Annotated in this window: 18 protein-coding genes; 3 read left to right on the top strand and 15 right to left on the bottom strand. The window is 41.2% G+C overall.

What is annotated here, in order from left to right:
* Positions 1–137 precede the first annotated feature (137 nt).
* Positions 138–473: a rubredoxin gene (locus GLO7428_RS12330; RefSeq protein ID WP_015188881.1), complete on the bottom strand. Its 336-nt coding sequence runs from the start codon at positions 471–473 to the stop codon at positions 138–140.
* Positions 474–673: 200 nt separating this feature from the next.
* Between GLO7428_RS12330 and ndhC the strand changes: the two genes are divergently transcribed.
* Genes ndhC through GLO7428_RS12315 form a run of 3 tightly spaced genes read left to right on the top strand, consistent with a single transcriptional unit; the run spans position 674 to position 2311 of the window.
* Positions 674–1036, top strand: coding sequence for a photosynthetic/respiratory NAD(P)H-quinone oxidoreductase subunit C (gene ndhC / locus GLO7428_RS12325; protein WP_015188880.1), 363 nt, complete (start codon positions 674–676; stop codon positions 1034–1036).
* A complete protein-coding gene (locus tag GLO7428_RS12320) occupies positions 1033–1782 on the top strand; it encodes an NADH dehydrogenase subunit K (RefSeq protein WP_196797359.1) in 750 nt (249 codons plus the stop codon). Before ndhC ends, GLO7428_RS12320 begins: the two co-directional genes overlap by 4 nt.
* A complete protein-coding gene (locus GLO7428_RS12315; RefSeq protein WP_015188878.1) occupies positions 1775–2311 on the top strand; it encodes an NAD(P)H-quinone oxidoreductase subunit J in 537 nt (178 codons plus the stop codon). Before GLO7428_RS12320 ends, GLO7428_RS12315 begins: the two co-directional genes overlap by 8 nt.
* A gap of 26 nt (positions 2312–2337) precedes the next feature.
* Here GLO7428_RS12315 and GLO7428_RS12310 read toward each other — a convergent pair whose 3' ends face one another.
* The 14 genes from GLO7428_RS12310 to GLO7428_RS12245 form a co-directional block, all read right to left on the bottom strand.
* On the bottom strand, positions 2338–2826 hold the full coding sequence (locus GLO7428_RS12310) for a GNAT family N-acetyltransferase (protein WP_015188877.1): 489 nt from the start codon (positions 2824–2826) through the stop codon (positions 2338–2340).
* A 74-nt stretch (positions 2827–2900) separates the two neighbouring features.
* Positions 2901–4634, bottom strand: a complete 1734-nt coding sequence (locus GLO7428_RS12305; RefSeq protein ID WP_041918615.1) for a nitrous oxide reductase family maturation protein NosD — start codon at positions 4632–4634, stop codon at positions 2901–2903.
* Positions 4635–5579: 945 nt separating this feature from the next.
* Positions 5580–7280 carry a nitrous oxide reductase family maturation protein NosD gene (locus GLO7428_RS12300; protein WP_231295478.1) on the bottom strand — a complete coding sequence of 567 codons (1701 nt, stop codon included), beginning with the start codon at positions 7278–7280 and terminating at the stop codon, positions 5580–5582.
* A 1058-nt stretch (positions 7281–8338) separates the two neighbouring features.
* Positions 8339–10063, bottom strand: a complete 1725-nt coding sequence (locus GLO7428_RS12295) for a nitrous oxide reductase family maturation protein NosD (RefSeq protein WP_015188874.1) — start codon at positions 10061–10063, stop codon at positions 8339–8341.
* A 1263-nt stretch (positions 10064–11326) separates the two neighbouring features.
* On the bottom strand, positions 11327–12520 hold the full coding sequence (locus GLO7428_RS12290) for an endo-1,4-beta-xylanase (protein WP_015188873.1): 1194 nt from the start codon (positions 12518–12520) through the stop codon (positions 11327–11329).
* Between the two features lie 21 nt (positions 12521–12541).
* Positions 12542–13309 (bottom strand): WecB/TagA/CpsF family glycosyltransferase, encoded by a 768-nt coding sequence (locus GLO7428_RS12285; RefSeq protein WP_015188872.1) that lies wholly within the window; start codon positions 13307–13309, stop codon positions 12542–12544.
* A gap of 48 nt (positions 13310–13357) precedes the next feature.
* Complete coding sequence (locus GLO7428_RS12280; protein ID WP_015188871.1) at positions 13358–14413, bottom strand: glycosyltransferase family 2 protein; 1056 nt, start codon at positions 14411–14413, stop codon at positions 13358–13360.
* A gap of 113 nt (positions 14414–14526) precedes the next feature.
* The gene (locus GLO7428_RS12275; protein WP_015188870.1) at positions 14527–15813 is read right to left on the bottom strand and encodes an O-antigen ligase; all 1287 of its coding nucleotides are present in this window, start codon (positions 15811–15813) and stop codon (positions 14527–14529) included.
* A gap of 162 nt (positions 15814–15975) precedes the next feature.
* Entirely contained in the window at positions 15976–17160 is a 1185-nt protein-coding gene (locus GLO7428_RS12270) for a glycosyltransferase (protein ID WP_015188869.1), read from the bottom strand.
* Positions 17161–17383: 223 nt separating this feature from the next.
* Positions 17384–18298: a sulfotransferase domain-containing protein gene (locus GLO7428_RS12265; protein ID WP_015188868.1), complete on the bottom strand. Its 915-nt coding sequence runs from the start codon at positions 18296–18298 to the stop codon at positions 17384–17386.
* Positions 18299–18403: 105 nt separating this feature from the next.
* On the bottom strand, positions 18404–19312 hold the full coding sequence (locus GLO7428_RS12260) for a glycosyltransferase (RefSeq protein WP_015188867.1): 909 nt from the start codon (positions 19310–19312) through the stop codon (positions 18404–18406).
* Entirely contained in the window at positions 19309–20256 is a 948-nt protein-coding gene (locus GLO7428_RS12255; protein ID WP_015188866.1) for a glycosyltransferase family 2 protein, read from the bottom strand. Before GLO7428_RS12255 ends, GLO7428_RS12260 begins: the two co-directional genes overlap by 4 nt.
* Positions 20257–20284: 28 nt before the next feature.
* Complete coding sequence (locus tag GLO7428_RS12250) at positions 20285–21118, bottom strand: glycosyltransferase family 2 protein (protein WP_015188865.1); 834 nt, start codon at positions 21116–21118, stop codon at positions 20285–20287.
* Between the two features lie 151 nt (positions 21119–21269).
* Positions 21270–23471, bottom strand: a complete 2202-nt coding sequence (locus tag GLO7428_RS12245; RefSeq protein ID WP_015188864.1) for a polysaccharide biosynthesis tyrosine autokinase — start codon at positions 23469–23471, stop codon at positions 21270–21272.
* Positions 23472–23563: the final 92 nt, after the last annotated feature.

The following is a 23563-nucleotide window of genomic DNA, read 5'->3' as shown; positions in this document are numbered from 1 at the left end:
TCGGGGTTCAGCCGTTGGAGTAAGAGAAATATTTCTAGTTGTAGGTTTCAAGCTTACCTAAGACGAGCGAAATTTGGTTCAAGACAATAATACGTCCTGCACTCTGAACCCTGAACTATACGAACCAAGAAGCGGACTTATTTTAGCCCATAAAGGCTCATAAACAACAAAAAACCCAGTGCCAGACCGCCAAAAATTAAAAGATTTTTTTGGGCTGGGGTTAGCTTGTTTACGCCGATACCATAGCCAAGATTTGATTCAAAGCCAGAGGCTTTTCCAGTCGGACCAATATTTTCAAATTGGGAAGTCCTTGCGCCACAAACAGGACACCGCCAAGAAGATGCTAGTTCTGTAAAAGGTGTGCCAGCAGGAACCTCTTCCTTGCTATCTCCCTTTGTCGGTTCATAAACGTAGCCACAGACGCGACACTCATAGCGATCTAGTCCTTGGCTCTCTACAACTGATTCGCTCATAGCAAAAGACAAAGTGGATAATGTGGGGGCAATTCTTAAATATACGTTAAAAATTATGACACAATTTCACTTTGTTATTACCTTTGGCTATCAAGCTGAAAACTCAGTTTAATCAGTTGGTGTTAAGTTTTGCCAGGCTCCGTAACCACCAGGCATATATAATGTAAAAGTAAGTAACAAAATTATTTACATCAACAATTGTGTTTGTTCTTAGTGGTTACGAGTACCTTTTAGGCTTCCTATTAGTCTGTAGTCTGGTGCCTGCACTTGCGCTTTCTGCATCTAAGCTACTACGACCAAGTGGTGGTGGTCCGGAACGACGCACTACCTACGAATCGGGCGTAGAACCTATCGGCGGAGCTTGGATACAATTCAATATTCGCTACTATATGTTCGCCCTGGTCTTCGTGATCTTTGATGTGGAAACAGTCTTTTTGTATCCCTGGGCGGTTGCTTTCCATCGACTAGGGCTTTTGGCGTTTATTGAAGCTCTCATTTTTATTGCAATTCTAGTTGTTGCCCTTGTCTATGCCTGGCGCAAAGGAGCCTTGGAATGGTCATGAATCCAACCAATATCACGAACCAAGCGAATGATGGGTGGGATCAACAAAACGAGAAGATCCTCAATCCCATTGAGCGCCCTACAGTGACACAAGATCTCTCAGAAAACGTCATTTTGACAACAGTTGATGACCTCTACAACTGGGCAAAGCTATCGAGCTTGTATCCGCTATTGTTTGGTACAGCTTGCTGCTTTATTGAGTTTGCGGCACTCATCGGCTCAAGATTTGATTTTGACCGCTTTGGCTTAGTTCCGCGTTCGAGTCCGCGACAAGCCGACTTGATCATCACTGCCGGAACAATCACGATGAAGATGGCACCTCAACTTGTACGTCTGTACGAGCAAATGCCTGACCCGAAGTATGTGATCGCGATGGGTGCTTGTACGATTACCGGCGGTATGTTTAGCGTTGATTCGCCAACAGCGGTACGGGGTGTTGATAAACTCATGCCTGTCGATGTTTATCTCCCTGGCTGTCCACCTCGTCCAGAGGCAATTATGGACGCGATTATTAAGCTACGTAAGAAAATCGCCAACGAATCAATTCAAGAGCGGGGTCAAGTTAAGCAAACGCATCGCTACTACAGTACAACGCATAGTATGAAGAGTGTTGCGCCAGTGCTTACAGGAAAGTACCTTCTCTCAGAGACGCGCACTGCTGCGCCACAAGAATTAACTGAAGCAATAGGAATGCCTATACCACCTGCACTTCAGGCAGTAGAAAAGGAGGAAGCAAGCCGTGGCTGAAGAACCCGAAAAGTCAGAAGCAGTTGAAAGCAGTGAAGCATCGCAGATCGTCGAAGCGGGTAAGATTTCGCAATGGTTGAGTGAAAATGGCTTCGAGCATGAATCGCTTGAGCCTGACCATTTGGGTGTAGAAATTATTAAAGTAGAGAGCGAGTATCTCTTACCGATCGCTACAGCATTGTATGCTTACGGGTTTAATTATTTGCAGTGTCAGTGCGCTTACGATTCGGGACCTGGACAAGATTTGGTAAGTGTTTATCACTTGATTAAAGTCAGTGACAATGCTGACCGACCCGAAGAAGTACGGCTCAAAGTGTTCTTACCAAGAGAAAATCCGCAAGTACCTTCGGTGTATTGGATTTGGAAAACTGCCGACTGGCAAGAGCGCGAGTCTTATGATATGTTCGGTATCATTTACGAAGGACATCCGAATCTCAAGCGTCTCCTTATGCCAGAAGACTGGGTAGGTTGGCCATTGCGAAAAGACTATATTTCACCTGAATTCTACGAATTGCAGGATGCCTACTAGAAGAGTGAATAGTTGTCAGCAAGACACTATTCCTTCATTAATTGCTTGACATAAATGCGATCGCACCGTGGAGTTTCTACTTTGCTAGCAGGTTGGTATCCACAACTTTCATACAACTTGACTGCTGTAGTTAACACGCTTGCAGTTTCAATCCAGATCTGCTTAAAACCACGTGCCGCGATCGCTTTTTCTAATTGTTGCAACAAGTACTTACCTAATCCTAAGCCTCGGACATGAGGCAGCAAATACATCTTGCGGATTTCTACAGCTTGTTCACCACGCATCACAGGGTAGTATCCGCCTGTACCAACTAATTGATCGTCTTGTTGAATGACCCAGAAGTCGCCTTTTGTTGTTAGATAGTAGTTTTCAACATCGACAACATCACAATCTGCACCACGAGGCTCAAAATCAAGATGATACTCGGCAAGAACCGAGCGAATAATATTAGTAACAGGAGTGCGATCGCTTGGTTGCCAATTGCGAATCAAAAAGTTTTGATACACAGCTTCCATTCACACTCCCTCAATGACAAATTCTCATCAGCAAAGGTGCAACTAGCTACGAGCCTATTGCTCCTATTATGGTACTAGTATTTGAGCGCTCCTAAGTTGACTGTGCTACCAGCAGAGACACCGATCGCATTAGCAATATCATTAGGCAGCGGCTCGCCGCGTCCAATCGCTGGACTACCTGATTTGAGCCGAAAGTCATTGGCACTAGCATTCACAAAAAATGGATCATCGCTGGAGTTAACAACATCAAGACTGTTCGATTCTAAACCCGTGGCGGATCTAAAACTTGCCAATGAACTAAACGTTTGCGAACATTGGTTGCCACTGAGTCCCCATATGAGGTTTGCTGGTTGGCTAGTAGAAGTCCGATAATACGCGTTATTGTTCGTTGTGGGAACCATCAAGCTGGATGGTTCTTTCACTGCACAGCCTGGAGCATAAAACATCGTACCACTTGAATTCCAAAAGATGTTGTTTTTGACAATCGTATTGCGTGTAATCCAAGTAATCCCTTTGGATATTTCGTTAGATTTGGTATTGTTACGTGAGGTTTCTTGCACTAAGAGGTTAGCGCGGTTGCGTGCGAGTGTGTTGTTGTAAATGCGTGCTGCCGAAGCGTTGAGAATCATAATTCCGGCGGTGCTGTTGTTGTGAGCGACGTTCGAGGCAATAATCGCGTTGTGTGAAATCTCAAAGTAAATGCCAATAATATTGTTGCGTACGACGTTATTGACAAATGTGATGTTGCTACTTGACGCATCTGCCCACAGCCCCATTGATTTGTTATTCGCGACAGTATTGCCACGCATCACCGCGCCATTTGTCCAAATCAGTTTGACACCGCTAGCACCCCAAGAAGTTGAGAAGTTCTCAACATTGTTGTTGCTAATCACATTGTTTTCCAACACTAGACGATGCGCATACGAGCCACCAACTCCCCGACGACCGTTGTGGCTGATGATGTTACCGCGCAGTTTGACATCGGGTGCTTGAACCGCGACACCATCCACGCCATTCCATGCCATCGTTGTGTTTTCGACCGTGACACCCCCAGCACCAATCTTGAGCGCTTGATCTGCATAATGTGCTAAGCCGAGTCCGCGCACCACCGAACCCGCCGATGAACTATTCCAGGCGATGATGCCTTCAGTTTGCACGGTAGCTTCGACAGTTTTGCCCCCAGGGTTCGTGCCGACATACAGTTTATTGTTGCGCGCATCCACATAGAATGTCCCTGGCCCGACTTGGGTTTTATTCCCAACTTGTTTGAGCGCAACACCGTTGATGAAAACCATATCACGATAACCTGCCATGGGGAATTTCGGGTCAATGTCACGTGAATGTTGATTTGGTTGAAATGAGTAGTTCCAATTGTCTTTGCGCCAAATATTGCCTTCGCTTACCCAGCCGTCAACAATGGTGCTACCTTTGAGCCAGGGTTGCTCGTTGGGGTAGGCTTGTAGTGTCAGGCGTTTGTTGAGGGGAATGCGAACATTGCGGTATTGTCCGCCGCGAAAGACGATGGTTGCGCCACTGGGTGCCGAGGCGATCGCTTGGCTGACAGGCCACGGTGAGTCTGCTGACCGCCCTGAATTACCCGATTGACCGTTCGGTGATACAAAAAACGCTCCACTCGGAATCGGATAGCTTGTGCTTTTGATACTGAGTGTAGCAGCGGTTGCTGTTTGTGGTACCGAGGTTAGTGCTAGCAGCACTACCTGGGATATCAAGAATAAAGAAAAGTGCTTATTGCATTGACTGTTCATCATTGCTCTCCATATGGATTCTGCGATCAAAGTGCGTTGCATTGCAACTTTGCTTTGTAAGCTTTAGTCAGTTCAGTTGCTGTTCTGTCTTTTCATTGCTGGTTGCAGCAGAAAATGTACCGCTATTGCTGCACAGATGTGTCATCTTGATATTCAGCGCCGTTAAAATTTTTCTCAAAATATGTGATTCATGCAATAAAAACTGCAATCAGTTGTAATCTGTGAAATCTCTATGGCAAGATCTCCAGAACTGCTTGCGAAGGGTTAGCAAGTCCTGCTTATTTTGAAATTAAATTATTTGCTTTCTGTAGTTGATAGCTGCGAAAAGGCAAGCTAGAATACAGAAAGAAAATTACTGATTAATTGCTCCCTGAACAACGGAACTTTTCAGAACTCAAGGCGACTTATAGTCTATGCAGTGTGATTTCTTTTTCGGTTTTTATTGCTAGCAGATAGCCGTAGGCTGTATGTGGGTGCGCAAATACAGGCTTTCACATCACAAAAATGCCCTCCTCAGTTTAGTTGCAAGAGCGTTATCTTTACAAATTTACATAACACAAAAAAAGAGCATACACTGTTTAAAGGTGAAATTCAAGTGTAATATCCCCGAGAAATTTACAAAATATAAAATTTATCAATTATTTAATCAGTAAAATCACTAATATAAATTGATATTTTTTGTAAGAATAAGTTATTTATACTCTTTTAAATAGGTCGGTAGAAGTAGAAAGAAACTAAGAGAAAAAGCTGCTTTCTCCAGCTTTAAGACTGTATTATTGCCTTAAAATTGCGGTGCATAAAAAAAACTAGTATAAGAACGTTAAATTTATGTGTAGTCAAAAGAAAGGCGATCGCTTGGTATCAGACGAAAGTGGTAGCACCTGCAAAGCGATCGCCTAGCAACTACAGATGCATCTAGCTGTTGAAGAGACTAAGCTTGTTAAGCCATAGCTCATAAATGTGATGGACTGTCAAGCCTTACTTCTTTTATCGCAACGCACCAAGATTGACTTTTCTACCAGCAGAGACACCGATCGCATTAGCAATATCATTAGGCAGCGGCTCGCCGCGTCCAATCGCTGGACTACCTGATTTGAGCCGAAAGTCATTGGCACTAGCATTCACAAAAAATGGATCGCTGGAGTTAACAACATCAAGACTGTTCGATTCTAAACCCGTGGCGGATCTAAAACTTGCCAATGAACTAAACGTTTGCGAACATTGGTTGCCACTGAGTCCCCATATGAAATTAACAGGGCGATTAGCAGAGCGTCGATAGTAAGCGTTCGTGTTCGTTGCTGGAATCATTAGCCGTGACGCTTGCTTGACTGCACAGCCTGGAGCATAAAACATCGTACCACTTGAATTCCAAAAGATGTTGTTTTTGACAATCGTATTGCGTGTAATCCAAGTAATCCCTTTGGATATTTCGTTAGATTTGGTATTGTTACGTGAGGTTTCTTGCACTAAGAGGTTAGCGCGGTTGCGTGCGAGTGTGTTGTTGTAAATGCGTGCTGCCGAAGCGTTGAGAATCATAATTCCGGCGGTGCTGTTGTTGTGAGCGACGTTCGAGGCAATAATCGCGTTGTGTGAAATCTCAAAGTAAATGCCAATAATATTGTTGCGTACGACGTTATTGACAAATGTGATGTTGCTACTTGACGCATCTGCCCACAGCCCCATTGATTTGTTATTCGCGACAGTATTGCCACGCATCACCGCGCCATTTGTCCAAATCAGTTTGACACCGCTAGCACCCCAAGAAGTTGAGAAGTTCTCAACATTGTTGTTGCTAATCACATTGTTTTCCAACACTAAACGATGCGCATACGAGCCACCAACTCCCCGACGACCGTTGTGGCTGATGATGTTACCGCGCAGTTTGACATCGGGTGCTTGAACCGCGACACCATCCACGCCATTCCATGCCATCGTTGTGTTTTCGACCGTGACACCCCCAGCACCAATCTTGAGCGCTTGATCTGCATAATGTGCTAAGCCGAGTCCGCGCACCACCGAACCCGCCGATGAACTATTCCAGGCGATGATGCCTTCAGTTTGCACGGTAGCTTCGACAGTTTTGCCCCCAGGGTTCGTGCCGACATACAGTTTATTGTTGCGTGCATCCACATAGAATGTCCCTGGTCCAACTCGACTTTTATTCCCAACTTGTTTGAGCGCAACACCGTTGATGAAAACCATATCGCGATAACCTGCCATGGGGAATTTCGGGTCAATGTCACGTGAATGTTGATTTGGTCGAAATGAGTAGTTCCAATTGTCTTTGCGCCAAATGTTACCTTCTCTTACCCAACCAGTAACAACATTGCTACCTTTGAGCCAGGGTTGCTCGTTGGGGTAGGCTTGTAGTGTCAGGCGTTTGTTGAGGGGAATGCGAACATTGCGGTATTGTCCACCGCGAAAGACGATGGTTGCGCCACTGGGTGCCGAGGCGATCGCTTTACTGACAGGCCACGGTGACCTTGCTGACCGCCCTGAGTTACCCGATTGACCGTTCGGTGATACAAAAAACGCTCCACTCGGAATACCGTAGTTTGTTCTTTTAATATTGAGGGCAGCGGCGGTTGCGGTCTGCGGTACAACAAATGAAGTTGTTACTAACGCTGCTAATGTAAGTTTGGTTAGTAAGAATAAAGAAAAGAGTTTGTTGCATTGACTGTTCATCATTGCTCTCCCTAATTGACTTGTGATGAAACTGTTGTGTGAAGTTAGTGAATTGGCTATTTTACGCAAGCTCAAATTGATTCACTTGCTGTTCAGTTGCTGGTAATCTCAATCAATTGCTGGTTGTTGATGAAGAGGTAGCACAACGCAACACTCAGCAAAATTCTTACAGCGATTGCTGCATGAATAAGGCGTTTTCAGGTAGTATGCTAGCGAAGAGCAAAAGTTAGAGCTGTTTGGAGTGATTTTGACTTGCTCTTGCCTAAAGATGAGAAAAGTTATCCGCTCGGTAGCTGAATAGCTACAAAATGTAAATCGACAGGACAAATTTGGGTTTCTTACCGAGGATACCTAGCTAACATATTTAGTAGCCGGTATCGACATCAGAAATTCACGTACCTAAATTCCTATAACTGCAAGGTTGCGCAGTGGAGAATACTAGCTTGCAGTGGGTAATTGTTCACAAATTGAAAAGAAAAATGAATTTTCCTCCTTTTGCTGACATTTCAAAATTTTGAGCTATAAAAGAGTTACACAATCAAACTAACGAACAAAAGATTACGCTGCTTAAAGTACACATTCAAGCGTAATTTTACTGAAAATTTTTTAGCTATATTTTGTTTAAAATATTTTATTTTTCAGTGTATATACTGAATTAAACCTATGTTACATCATCATGCTAAGAACGGTAGGAATAAAGCTTCATAGGCAATTATAAGAAACTAAACAGCCATAACAATCCAGATAAAAACTATAAATAATAAAGCAAGTAGAAGTATATAATTTTGCTTTCAAATTCAGTAGCTAGTAGACGAAGGCGTACGTTTATTTAAGAAATTAAGATTGCGATCGCTGTATTTTTCAAGTGACACAGAAAAACTTAATGACATGCGCTAATCTAGTTTTCTAGAGCAAAAATCGCAGGCGCTCTTACTCCTGCGATTTCAATAATTATCCAGTATTCTGCTTTACTCCTCTTTGAGAGAAATCAAGGTTTTTCTACTAGTGATTATACATTCACAGCTAACACCTGAGATGCAGGTACTAAATCCTCGGTTTGGTTAATGTGCAGCCAATACCTCAGACGATAATACACCTAAATCAACTGTTCTTCCAGCGGGAACTCCGATCGCCTGAGCAACATCTGCGGGCAATGCTTCCCCACGCCTAATTGCAGGGCTACCCCATTTCAACCTGAAATCATCAGCTGGCGCACTAACAAAAAATGGATCGTTACTGCTTGTAAATTCTAATCCATTAGACTCTAGCCCTGTAGCTGAGGCGAAGCTAGCTAAGGTTCGGAATGTACTAAAGCATTGGCTACCACTTAACCCCCAAACTAGAAAGTTTCGTGGTTGATTTGGTTCTGGACGATAGTATGCATTGTAATCAGTAACAGGGATCATTTGTCTTGATGGCTCTCTTAATTCACAGCTAGGAGCAAAGAAACTAGAACCGTTCGAGTTCCATAAAATATTGTTCTTGACAACGGTGTTGCGTGTAATCCAAGTAATACCATCTGCAATCTCGTTGACTTTTGTGTTGTTACGTGGTGTTTCTTTGATTAAGAGGTTAGCACGGTTGCGTGCTAGAGTGTTGTTGTAGATACGAGCACTTGAAGCATTCATGACCATAATTCCAGCAGGAGCATTGTCATATACCAGATTTGAAGCAATAATTCCTTTGTGGGAAATTTCAAACATAATGCCGATACTGCCGTTTCTACGGACGACATTATTGACAACTGTAGAGTTTGTTGTAGATTCATCGATCCACAAACCCATCCCATTATTGCGTTCGACAAGATTGTTACGCCACACTAAACCATCAGTCCAAATCGTTTTAATACCTGCTGAATCCCAGTTTTTTGAGAAGTTTTCGGTATTGTTATGACTTAGGACGTTATTTTCTACTAACATACGGTGAGCATAAACGCCTGATACTCCCTGACGTCCGTTATAGCTAATGATGTTACCTCTTAATACGGCATCTGTAGAAGTTAGTAAAACTGCATTCAAACCATTCCACGTAAGCGTATTATTTTCTAATGTAACATTTGCTCTGATAACCCTAATAGCGGTGTCAGCGTAGTGTGTAATTCCCAATCCTCTAATTACAGTGTTTTCTGAGGAGTGAGCAGTAGTAAAGGCAAATTCTTTAGTTGTAGATTCAACCATTTTGCCAGATGGATCGCTGCCAATATAAAGTTTTTGATTAGCTGGATCGACATAAAAAGTGCCAGGGACAACTTGAGATTTGCTACCGACTTGCCGTTGCGCAATGTTATTAATAAACACCATATCTCGATGTCCAGCTAACGGGTAATTCGGATCAAGTGATTGCGGCTGACCTTTGAAAGGGAAAGAATAATTCCAGTCATCTTTGCGCCAAATATTACCTTCTTTTACCCAATCATTAACAACAACACTGCCTTTAATCCAAGGTTTCTCATTTGGATAAGCTTGTAAAGTCAGCCTTTTACGAATATTAGTTTGTACATCCCGATACACACCACCTCGAAAGATAATTGTGGCACCATTAGGAGCAGCTGCTATTGCTTTTTCAACTGACCAAGGAGAATTAACAGATCTACCAGTGTTTGTGTCTTTTCCATCTGGAGCTACAAAATAAGCATCACTAGGAATTGCATAATTAGTCGTTTTCATTTGAGGAACAGAGTTGTTACTATTTGCCGAAGCTACTCCAGGAACAACGAATAATATTGTTAATAAACTCTTGGTCAATAAGAAAGCCTTAAGTTGTTGCCAATTAATTTTGCTATTCATCTTTCAAATATAGGTGGTTAATTGTACTAGATTTTTATGCTCAGAACAGTTTTAAACATCATGTTTGCAATACATTTTGTTAAACCTGCTCTCATAAGAAAGAACAAGAATTAAGTGCAAATTAAGTATTTGGGGAATCTTCGTAAAGATTTCCTAAAAACTAATTAATAGTTGATTGAACAGAATGAAGACTAATTGCAGAACCTCATCTATGGGTATATCCTATTCACTCCTACCCAAGTTCATCATTCGTGTAAATACGACTTTTAGACTTTTAAAAATTAGTTTTTTTTTCGGTATATCTGCGGCTGTTAGCAAATTTTGCCCGTATTCTACTTCTCAGTGTTCTACTGAATGATATTTTCACCGAACGTATTAGTTCGTAGATTTATTGCGATATTGAAGCAATAAAGGCAAGCAAGCCATCACGTATGTGCGGAGAAGATGGCTACCTCAAAGCTAGTAGTGAATTTGGTCAATCTGCTTAAAAAAGCATAAATATGCAAAATGTAGCTGAAATGTGCAACTGGTATTAGCACCACGTTTCTGCATTTCTAACGATTACGATTAGAAGAATTGCATTAAATAAAATTATAGTTTTGTTTATAATTTAATGTTGTTTGCCTACTAATACTTTTTGTGATTTAGTAGCAATTGGTAGGTCATCCTTATACTTCTTATAAGAGAAATAATGTGAATATTTAATAATAAATAAAGAATTTGCTACAATTTTGAATAAATCAAGAACATCTAGTTTTATTATTGATTGCAGGTAATGGCAATATTAGCATTATCTTCAAGTTGTTACTTGTAGCAACACTATTTTAAAAATGCCAGCTTACTTAAGTAGATTTTCGTAATTTAAGCAAAACTTGTATCGTAGGCAGTTAGTTACGCACTCTAGCGAAAGAATTTTAGCTTGCTCACTGAGTTGCAATTATTTTGAATAGACTGTTGTTGATAAAAAAGTTATTAACTCGTTTTATGTTCTTCATTTGTACGAAATACTACTGAATAATAGGAGGTTTGTCATGTTTCTGCTTGAGCTAGGCTGATAGCTCTCGTTTTAGTAGCTTTTGCATCTGTAGAATGTCTTCACGGTATTCTCCTACTAATTGCGTGCTTGTAGTGCATATCTAAAATTTTTCAGCTTTTTATACTTCTACAATTAAGCAATTAGCTATTGACATATATTTCAGCATCTTAAGCGTGATGCTTGGAAGCTTAAGTTCATCCCGAGTGAAAAATCGGCTACAAATAAGCCTAGTTAGTTATGCTGAGTTTTGAATGAATCTGCTTAACTGGACGTGGTGGAGCTTGATCAAAAGCTGAGGCGATCGCATTCCACGCTAACTTACGCTGTAGTTGAGCATCAAGTGGTAGGGGACGTACAGGAGCGCCATCTTGACGTGGAGCAAAATTAGCTAGCCACGTATAGCGATCGCTAAGTCCCCAGGTGATCACCGTATTAACCGCAGGCTCGTCTAAGACAACTGACAAGTAGTCATAATAAACTCCGGCTATAATTGCATCGCGATTCTCTACCTCAATCAATTTTTTCTCTGCGACATCCATTTCGGTAATCAAAATTTGCAGATCCAGACTAGCAACGTCTTTGAGGAAATTCCTGAGCCGCTTTGCATTGAAGCCACGAGAACTTGCACCTAAATGCGACTGAATCCCTAACCCATGAATTGGAACTCCTTTTGATTTCAGCCGCTCTAGAAGTTTCAGAACGCGCGCTCTTTTCGTTTCTGTTTTTGCGTTATCGTATTCTAAATTGTTGTCGTTATATACGAGTAATGCTTGAGGATCAGCGGCGGCGGCTGTCCGAAATGCCATTTCAATATAATCTTCTCCTAACAACTTTAGCCAAGGAGTTTGTCGCAGTCCTTGTTTTGTTCGATTAGGAACTATGGCTTCATTCACAACGTCCCAAGAGTATATACTGCCAGCGTAACGCTGCACGACGGTGTTGATATGCTCTGTTAGGATTTTCTCTGCATTTTTGCGATTGACTTTCTCCTCAAACCATTTAGGTAAAGCCTGATACCAAACTAAAGTATGCCCTCGAAACAGCATATTGTGTTTCTGGGCAAATCCTGCCATCCAATCACTACGACTAAAATCAAATTGTTCTGGTGTTGGGCGTAACGCTTGCCACTTTAATTCATTAGCAGGGACTAAAACAGCACACTCTTGCGCGAATTGTTGAGCAAACTGCGTATTTGTGGTAAGTGGTTTATATTGCGCAGCTGCTCCATAAATAATTCCTTTGTTAGCTGCACGTTGTTGTAACGTGGCTTCTCCAACCACAGTAAAATCTCTTACTTGTTGGCGCTCTTCGCGCAGCGGTTTGGCAAATTGATTCTGTTGATTTTTGTAGTGATGGGCGATCGCAACCGCACCCAAACCCGTTGCTCCCAGACCTAACAGTAAACCACGCCTTCCTTTCATAGTTCGTCTCGCTCATTGCGACTATGAAGTTTTCTCTGCCAGCGATTGCCTAAGCCATTGCCTAAATACTAACCAGACAAAATGTGGATTGCCAAGAATATAGCGTTTCCAAAGACGACGAGGTTCAGCTATTAAGCGAAAAAACCACTCTAAACCTGATTTTTGCATCCATATTGGTGCTCTAGGTACTGCACCAGAAACCAACTCAAAACTTCCACCTATACCTATTGAAACAGGAACCCCTAGTTCTTGATGCACTTGATACATCCAATACTCTTGTTTGGGTGCTCCCAATCCGACAAATAACAAATGAGGTGCTGCTGTTTTAATTTTTGAATTGATTAATGCTAGTTCTGCTGGATCTGTCTCAAAACCGTATGGGGGACAATAAGTACCTACGACATTAAGGTTTGGGTGTCTTTGTTGCAGCAGTTTCGCAGCGTTTTCTGCGGCTTGAGGGCGACCGCCTAGCAGAAAGACTTTTAATCCTTTTTCTGCGGCGACTTGGCAAAGTCGTTCAAATAAGTCGGTACCATTAACACGACCAGGTAATGGCTTTCCTAACAGCCGAGATGCCCAAACAAGCGGTACACCATCTGCTACCACTAAAAACGCTTTTGCGTAGATTTCACTAAAATGCGTGTCGTTTTGTAGCAAAAGGATATGTTGTGCGTTGGGTGTGACGACATAGTTTGGTTCGGTGCCGACAAGTGCATGCTCTACAATTAAATTAATCACTTCGTCAAGCGTCACCTGATCAATTTTGACCCCGCAGATATTTATTCTCATGAATAGTTTTTCCTTTTATAGCACCACGTAGCAAGCATTCACTTTTGTTCAAGAGCTAGAACCGACGACTGACTGCGACTTTTGTCGAGACTGATCTTTAAGAATACGGCGTCGCTGATTTGCACTAATGAACTTTAAGCCTAGATTCTTGATCTGGCTGTAAAAACGTTGCGGTAAAAGATAAAGTAAGTAAGCTGCTGCTAAGGTGACGAGTGTACGGCGTGGTTCCTCTAAGAGAATTTGCCAGTGTGTCGCGATCGCTTTGTGGCTCAACTTGATTGCCATTGACCCATCACTCATGGTCACGGCTTTACGCGCCAAATACCGTAAAGTGTAGGCCATTGCTGGGTTTTCCCACTCGGCTATAACCTCTGGAGCATAAAGTCGCACCTTCTCGGTCAACTGCTCCCACGACTCTAATGTATTTAATAAGTTAGCTGAATTACCTACGGAATGCAGTCTATAGGTTGCTAAAAGTTCGGGAATGACTGCGAAGTTCCAATTTGTTTTTATACAAATACGTAACCAGCATTCAGCATCTTCTGATTGCCGCAAGCTTTCATCAAAGTAGCAGTCTTCGATAGTACCGTTGTATTCTTGCTGGAATTTAATTTCTTCGAGTACCTCACGCCGAGTTACCAAACATGAAGGATTCGCGATTGGATTGCGACATAGGATCGCTCCTGGAGTAATAACTTTGTATTCGGTAGCATTGTAGAGACCTAGTGATTTACCAGCTTCATCAACAAAAGTGCAATAACTAAAGCTCACTCCTACATCGGGTGAGCTTTCTAAATGATTAATATGCTTTTCTAGTTTTTCTGGTACCCACGTATCATCCGCATCTAAGAACGCAATGTACTCTCCTTGAGCGTGACGAATTCCATTATTTCTAGCGGCTGAAGCCCCTCGATTGCTTTGGCGAATAATTTTGATACGAGGGTCTGTAAATTGTTCGCAAATTTTGAGACTTGCGTCAGGAGTTCCATCATCGACAAGAAGAATTTCAAAGTCTTGATATGACTGATTTAAAACAGATTGCACAGCGTTGGCAATATATTTTTCTGCCGCATAAATTGGAACAATTACAGAAACTTTTTTCATAGTCAAGACTTTTTACCAATTAGTGATTAGTTTATTGTGTGAAAGCAGCGTCAGCACAAATATGAATAGTCTAAACAGTTTAAACTTCTATTTATTCTGCTTCTTGTATAAAATTAATATCCTTTCAATGGATATGTTTGTTTGTATATTTTTTTCTCGGCTAAGTCTTCTACGGATTGTTTTAAGGGTTTCCAAAACAATACTGATATGTAGAGTACCCAATATATATCGTTACGCGATAGAATTGTACTGTATGTCATATTAAATAGTAATAAAATACTTAAATAAGTAATAGGAAACAAAAATTCAATTCTTTTATCTTGTCGAGTCTTACGAATAGCTTGCAAAAAAGCAAATAGCAAGCTTAGTGTAAATACAATAACTCCTAACAATCCTATATCAAGCCATAAATCTAGAAAACCATTATGAGCATGAGGAGGTGTCCACCGGACAAACTCCCATACGAAACTAGAATAACTTTGCCATCCCAGCCAGAAGGCATTGTAGCCATAACCTAACCAGGGGCGCTGCACGATCATTACCCAAACAGCTTCCCATAGCGGTGTTCTTCCTGTAAACGTTGCGTCTTTTCCAATTAAGCCTAGTAAAGTATCTACTTCACTCACGACCAAGATAGATATAGCACTAGCAATCAAAATTGAAATAATAAATATAGGTAAAAAGACCGTTGAGCGCCATCGTAAAGCTCTGTATAAAGGTAGAAGAGCAAAAGCAGTAAGAGTAACTAGTAGCGATGTTTTAGAGGTGGAAAGAAGTAAAAGCGCAAACGAGAGAATAAAGCCAGTCCATAGAATCCATCGATACTTAGTTTTGTCAAATGCCAAGAGCAAAAATACCAGAGAACTTAAAGTCATGGCACGACCCAAATTATTCTTTTGAGCAAAAACCCCACGCCATGCGCCTGCATGAGGATAAACATCAATGCCATACCTTGGTACAGCTATAGCAAAAACAAAGCTGAGTACGACCATCAGACCAAATGCCCAACCGAGGAGTTTTAGTTGCTCTCTTGGTTGATATCTTACGGAAAAATAAATACCAAAAATACTTGTTCCTAATAACGCAAAACTACGGCGTAGAGTTACAGATGGTGCTACGGACCAATAGTGTGAGAATACAGCAACTCCTATTGCCGCTATTACAAAAAGTAAAGCTATGTTTAGATGAGAGGTAGTAATAACTCGTATAAAAGCTTTCCAGTGAACTAGTAGCAAACCTGCGGCGATCGCATAAACGACAAACCAAATTAATTGAAATAGCGGATTTCCTTCTGCCGAGGTACCATCAGGGCTTAACATAACAGCAAGTATACCGCCTGTAAACAAGATTAAAGCCGTAACCGTAAAGCTATCTTCGGCGAATTTCAAAAAGTTTTTCATGAGATGCAACCATAAAAACTACTAAGTGCCGCAGTGTTTGACAAAATAATCGTTGCTTAGGTAAAGCTTTACAAAATCGTCATTTATCCTTCCTAGTTTCAAGAATTGCTAATAGCCAGCTGATTGACAATCTTGCATCAGTTTTGATGGCTACTGCTTTAACTAACAAGAAAGTGAGCTTGTTTGGTCGATAACTTTGTTTTGGCGATCGCTTATCACTTGTTCATAAATGTTCTCTAGTAAACGTGCTTGCTTTTGTACATCAAATAAACTGCGTACGCGCTGCGGTCCATATGTACTGAAACGATGCCATAATTGCTCGTCTTCTACAAGTGATAAAATATAATGCGCAAGTTCTTCCCAATTACGTTCTGCGGCAAGAAACCCAACTTCACCATGCGCTACGGCTTCAGGAATAGCACCACTAGCAAAACTAACGACAGGAAGTCCCATTGCTTGGGCTTCAGCAAATACCATGCCAAATCCCTCAGCTTCGCCTGACGTGGCGGTAATACTGGGAACGCAAAATATTTTAGCTCGGTTCATCCAAGCTTTAACAACATCTGGTGGTTGCACGCCGAGAAAACGATACTTTTGCAAGCTGCTTTTAGCAAGTTCTTCTAGCGAAGAACGCAGTTTTCCATCGCCAATGATGACTAACTCGATCTCAGGATGCATATCCTGAACTTTGCTCATAGCACGAATTAAGTATTCACAACCTTTTTTTTCCACCAAACGAGCGACAAATAAAACAACAAGCTCGCGCTGAACAGAAAGGTCAGGTTGAAATACCTCCGTATCGATACCAGTGTAATGGACGAGGATCTTATCTGGTGGAAATCCTTGTTGTAAGAGATGTTCTTTTGATTGCTGCGATACAGTTAAAAAGAGACGAACCTCCTGCTTCAAGATTTCTCTACGTTGCATATATTGCCGATAACTAAAATATGATTTTTGCGCGATTTCGTCCGCAATCATTTCTTCATACCCGTGATAAGTGACAATCATCGGAACCTGTAAAGCACGTTTGAGTGGTAACGCTAAGCTTCCACCGATACCAAAATGGGCATGAATAAGTAATGGATTTAATTTTTTAGCAGGAGTAATAAGTGTAGGAGCATAACCAAGTATTTTGAAGCTTGCTTCCCGCGCCCAACCAATTGGAGTGCATTCATTCAAAAGCAAGGTTCTTTGCTGGGGGGTACGTAAACCTTCTTTGATTAAGCGCGAGCCTATGTAGTACGGAGTAAAACGTTCTAAAGCTTCAGCTTGTGCCAAAACAAACGTCTCTGAAGGCGGTAACAACCAATCTCGGTAAATCAGCACAGTCGGCTTTTCGCTAGGCATATGTTAATTTGTTCCTGTCACGTAATACGTTAGTACTGAGTTGCTACCAAACTGTTGAAAATTTCTTGGCTTGGACAATGAGCTTGAAAGAAGATTTGTTAATAAGTTAGAAAGCTGCTGTTACAAAATTGATGGCCCAATTATGTAGCAGCGCAAATAAAGTTATTTGATATACACACAGAATTACGAATTCAGTTAATTTAATTGCCTTTATTCTTTTTGCTCATTCTAACCACTTTGTCAAGTCTTTTTGCAGAAGTTCTTGTAATTTTAAAATATCTTCTCTGTATACTTCAATGAGTTGTTTGCGGATATCTTGTGCAAGTGGAGGTGCTTTTTCTAAATTCTTGTTATGCAAATTGCGCATAACATTGCGACGTAGTGTTTTAGGTATGAGAGGTTTTAAGATAGTTTTAATCGGATGATTTTCTGCTCTAAGAAAGCTATGCAAAGCTTTACTTTTAGGAATTCCTGAAACATTATGTCTAGCGGAAGTGTTGGGTCTAAATGTATCATCAACCCCGAGAAATCGAAAAGCATCTTGCACTAATTGCGAAGGGTTTGAAATAAAATCATCATAAAGATAAATCTTAATTTGTTCTTGAGGAAATAGGTTGAAATAGCGCTGAAGTTGTTGATAGTAAAAACCCATATCTTGATAATAGTAGATTGGCACCCAGTTATTTTTCATGCGCCATTCTTCTTGTTTGAGGGCTTGGGCAAAATCTGTGTTTGGTTCGAGTCCATCTCGCTTTTGAAAGATGAATCCCGAATATGCTCGTTCAACAGGGTTACGTAAAATAGCAATGAGCTTTGCTTTTGGTATATAGTGGTAAATTCGCTCAGCTGCTTTGGGAATATATAGGTACAAAGCAGAGGCTTCGCCAATGGCGATCGCTTTATCAGCACCGCGAAATTGCTGCTGATAAAGATTAATGTCTGTAATAGCGTTACGGTTCAACCATTCTTGTTCGCCTGCGGTACCTGTAAAATTAACCTTTTCACCCTCATCAAAAGCAAAAAAATGTGGTTCTTTTTCAGAACTCATAAAAACTTGAGGGTGCTGATTAATATAACTGTAGAGTGCGGTTGTACCTGCCTTAGCTGCACCGATGATTAAAAAATTCGGCATATTCATAGCTATTACCTTCTCAAAATGTAAACTCTAACCAAAATGGCTTAATGAATGCGATCGCTTTTATAAATTTATATAAAAAGTGTATATATAAGAATGCATTAAGTATCAGGGTTTTAAGCGAAAGTAGAGGCTTCTCAGACTAATTTCTAACTTTTCCCAAAGTGAAGTATGCGACAGATAACTGTCGATCATTGGTGTAAGTTCTTTTACACTGTCTGAGCTTTTCTGCGCAATACCACGACCATAAGAAAATAGCTCGTTCGCGTACTTTGCTAAAAATGGCCAGTTGTTACGCAAGTTACTTGCTGTTAATATAGCAATTTTGGCTACCAAGGGTTGATTATTTGGTCTTTCAGTGTAGTTATTATTACCATGGATTCGTAAAAAAGCTAGCTGCTCGTCCAGAAAATAGCCTTCACTTAAAGCTGCTGCGACAATTTTCAGATAGTTGTCACTTGTAATTCTAATAACTTCGGGCATTGGTAAGATTTGCTGTAGAAGCGATCGCCCAAAACACAATCCTGAAGTTGCTGGAGCATAAAATCGCAGCCTTCCATTGTTTTTGAGTTGAGATCTAAAGTCACATTTACGCGTACCACTCTCACGACTGAGCTTAATATAATCACCAGTCTTGGCGTCTACAAATCGCAAGCGATGAAAGCACCAGCCAATATCTGGATATTGATTAAAGATGCCTACGATTTTTGTAACTTTCTCTGGAACAAATACATCATCAGCATCCAGCATACATATAATTTCACCATGAGTGGCTTTAAACCCTGCGTTAAAAGCTGATGCTTGTCCACCATTTTCTTTGAGAATAGGAATAACTTTATCTTGATATTGTGCAATGACTTCGGGTGAATTATCGGTTGAGCCGTCATCTACTACAATAATTTCAATATTGGGATAAGTTTGATTTAAAACACTATCTATGGCTTCAGACAAAAAGCGACCATAGTTGTAATTATTAATCATTACACTAACTAAAGGTTGAAAATTCGCTTCGTTCATGTTCTTGCGCCTTTCTTGAAGCTTAAATTGATAGCTAGTAAAATTGTCTTCAAACCAAACTTGATTGTTTTTTTATTAATTCCCCAACTGGGAATTTTGCGGAGTAACATTAATAAGTCTTTCCTTGAACCGTTGAGTAAATAATAATTCCTCGCATCCATAGAGTCAAAATAAGAAACAACGGGCTTCTTATTATTTTCTTTCAGCTTTGAATTTAAAAAAGACTCAATTATAGCAATAAACTCTTTATTCTTGACTTTTGGTTTTCCATACCAATTATTCGCATCATGAAGTCGATACTTAGCTAATACTTGATCAACTCCATAAACTTCTCCTATAAGTAAAGCTGGTCTAACAACAAATTCATCAGCAGAAGTGAGTACGCCTTGTTCAGGAATTGGAAATATTTTCTGGGCTAGCATTCTACTCATGGCAATTCCACTTGTAGGAGAAGCTGCATAAGGAAAAAATCTGTATTGACAAGTGTAGCTATATAAATTTGCAGGTACGTTATAAAGCGAACTAGGTACTTTGTGTCCTAAAGAAACTCCTTTCGTGTCAACGCATTCTAATAAGTGGTAGACCATCACGTAAGGGTTTTCTACCATTTTTTTGCGGAGGAAATTGCAAATTTCTTGCACCTTATTTACCGAGAAGACATCATCTGAATCTAAGAAAAAAATGATATCTCCTTGTGATGCTGCAAACCCAGCGTTGAAAGCTGATGCCTGCCCTCCATTTTTTTTTAATATTGGAATAATGCGATCGCCGTATTGCTGAATAACGGTTGGCGATTCGTCTGTTGAACCATCATCGACAACGATAACTTCTACATGAGGATAGGTTTGATGAAGCGCGCTGTCGATGGCTTCTTTTAAGTAACAACTATAGTTATAGTTGTTAATGATGATACTTACTAGCGGAAGCTGGTTGTCAGCATTCATGGGATATCTAGCTGTCCAACTAAGGTATTTAAGATGGTCGGATTCCTAATCTTTTGCCAATTCGCGGTAAAATTTCGTTGGGATTTTTTGAGAAATATTCTAGTCGCTTTTCAGCTTTGTAGTACTCGCGTTTCACAGCTATTAGCCATTGCTTGTACACTGGAAGCTGTTGCTGATATTTTTGCATGAGTTGCTCAAGACGGATCGCGTTTTGACCGCTGTTAATATCATTTACAGTTTTTGTTCCGGCGATCTGGCGATAATTCCCCCAAGTTTCGTTGACATACTGAACATTCGCTGCTTGTACAGCTTTCAGCAGAAAATCTACATCCATAGCATAATGTTCATCAACCTCGTACAATCCCACTTTTTCATGCAGTTGTTTGTGGTAAAAGTATGCTGACGGATTGAAAGGAAATGGATTGATATTGTAGCCAACTAAGAGATCGGTAATTTTGAGTCTTTTTGGTTTATTGACCCGCTTTAGATTGTCATCATCGTCTAGAATGTTACAATTGCCGACCAGCAAGCTTGGTTCAGGTAAATTTTCAAAGATGGCAGATACGCGATTTAAAACATTAGGTTCATAAAAATCATCAACGTTCAAAATCGCGATGATATTTCCTGTCGCCATGCGAATTCCTTTATTCATCGCATCCGATTGTCCGCGATCTTTTTCCGACAGCCAACGAATGTGCGAATACTCTTGAGCGTATTTTTTGATAATATCTACCGTCGCATCAGTTGAACCACCATCAATAATAATATGCTCTAGATTTGAGCAATTTTGCTCAATAACAACTTTGAGGCAATTCTCAATATATTTTGCGCCATTATAGACTGGCGTAATTACGCTGATCATGAGTATTTTTTGTTGTTTTCCTTTCGTACTTTATGCTTTTGTGGGTGATACTACTGATACTGCACAACACTTATATCACAATCAGGTTATCAATAGTTAAAAAATTATTAAAGCCACGCACAAAATTTAAGTGCTATGGCTTTAACAAGTACTATCGTGGAGTTGTTATGGTTGGACTTTCTTCGATTGGGAAATTCTTTTCGTTGGCGTACTCCTTAGCATAGTAGAAGTAACTGTCTGATTCATTTTCTGGGATAACACCATTAACAACTAAACCAAGAACATTTTGTCCCGAACGTTCTAAGGATTCTTTAGCCGCAGCTGCACTGGAAGAGTCTAAAACGCCTGGGCGTGCTACTAATAAAACGCCATCGGTCATTTTACCAAGTGTCACCGCATCGGCGGCGAGAACTAGAGGCGGTGCATCAATAATCACAAAGTCGTAGCGATCGCTGAAGTATTGCACCAACGAAGCCATCCGTTTGGAGTCGAGAAGCGCCATCGGGTTGGGCGGAATCACACCTGCACTCAAGACATCAAGCTTGGGAATGACTTCTGTTACAACTGACTCAAACTCAGCTTGCGAAACAATCACATCACTCAAGCCAGCAGCGTTTGTGAGTTCCCAAATGTGGTGTTGCAATGGGTGACGCATATCCGCATCAACGAGTAAGACTTTACGCCCAAGCTGCGCCATTGCGGCTGCTAGGTTTGCCGATACGGTTGATTTACCTTCTTTGGGAACCGCACTTGTCACAACAATCACTTTCAGCGGCTTATCCGAACTAAGGAATTTTAGATTGGCTTGTAGCATCCGATAAGCTTCACTGATGGGCGATCGCGGTAAATTAATGACTGGTAACTCAGGAATCGACCATTCTTGATTGCGCCGATTCGCGTAGCGTTTGCCAAAGTAAGGAATTGTCCCCAGCAGCGTGTAATCGAGTCTTTCGCGGGCTTCGCGCAGCGTTTTCACCGAGCGATCGCTTAGTTCTAAAATACATATGGTGAGAATGGCGAGAATCAGCGCCAGTATATTGCCCAACGCGAGAATCATTGCTTTTTTGCGGACAGATGCATTCTCTGGTACTGTTGCAAATTCAATGATGCGGGCATTACCCATATTTTGGTTTTCGGCTACCCGAACTTCTTGCAATCTCCTCAACAAAGTTTCGTAGGTAGATTGAGCAGCTTCTAGGCGTCGTTCTAATTCTCTTTGTGTTTGCTCTAACCGAGGCAGAACATTGACTCTTTGGCGGTAGGCATTGTATGTATTGTTAAGCGAATTGAGGCGACTAGTTAAACCTAATCGTTGGATTTCTGAGTTAACGTAGTTTTGCGTCAGTTCTTGGCGAATTTCACCCATTTGCAAGTTGCCTGGTGAAACTTCTGTGGCTGCGGCATTCCCGATCGCACCTTGGACGCGTTCTTCTAGTAAAGCTCTTAAAGCATCTCTGCGTTCAGTCAAACTCAATAGAGTAGGATGATCGCCAACAAAGCGAGTTTGCTGTACAGCTAATTCCGCTTCTACTTGTTGATACTCTGCTAAAACTTTCTGTATTCCTGGTGATTGGTTAAGCGCCGTCAGCGTAATGCCTTCTTGGGGATTCATTCCCACTTGTTGTTGCAGCGTTGCGCTTCTGGTTGTTGTATCTGCTAGTTGCGCTTGCGTTTCGGTGATTTGATTTTCGAGTTGCTTAATCGCGGCTACTGCGGTTTTAGCTTCTTCATCTAAAGCAACAACTTGATTTTGTTCTTTAAACTGCCGTAGTGCGAGTTCGGCTTGACGCACGGTTGTTTCCATCTGCGGCAATTGCTTTGCGATAAATTCTCCCGCCGCCGACGCTTCAGCGCGATTTGTGATGATGTTGTTTTCGATGTACAAATTCATCACTTTATTGACAACCGCTGCCGCTTCTTCAGGATCTTCGCTTTGGTAGGATATCTGCAATACATCTGTTAATGGAATATTTTTTGCACTCATCTTACCTGCGAGTGCTTGTGGTTTAATTAACGAACCGCCATCGTTTCTTAAATTAAGCGCTGTAATTGTTTTTTCAAGAAAAGGTACGGAACGAATAATTTCTATTTCTGTATTGAGCGGATTAGCTTTTGTTGCTAGTGCTTCTAGCTCACCAACGTTGATATCTTTTAAACCGGAAATCGCAGTTGTTCTATCTGCTTTTCTAAATAAAAGCTTTCCCTGCGCTTCATAAACAGGTCTTTGCATCGACGCAAATGCGGTTGCCGCAGCTACAACAACGCCAAATACACCTGCCGCAGGCAACCAGCGCCGTTTTAAAATCAACCAAACTCTTTTGGGGTCTATGTCGATAGTTTCGTTAGATTCCATAGCTGACTCATCCATGTGTAAAGGGCGGACAGGTGTGTTTTGCCAATCAGCCTATCGTAGCTCTAAAAAAATGTCCACGTTCAACTGTGATT

Origin of the sequence: Gloeocapsa sp. PCC 7428, from assembly GCF_000317555.1 — a bacterium.
In the GTDB taxonomy this organism is placed as follows: Bacteria; Cyanobacteriota; Cyanobacteriia; order Cyanobacteriales; family Chroococcidiopsidaceae; genus Chroogloeocystis.
This window is presented reverse-complemented; position numbering and strand designations above follow the sequence as displayed.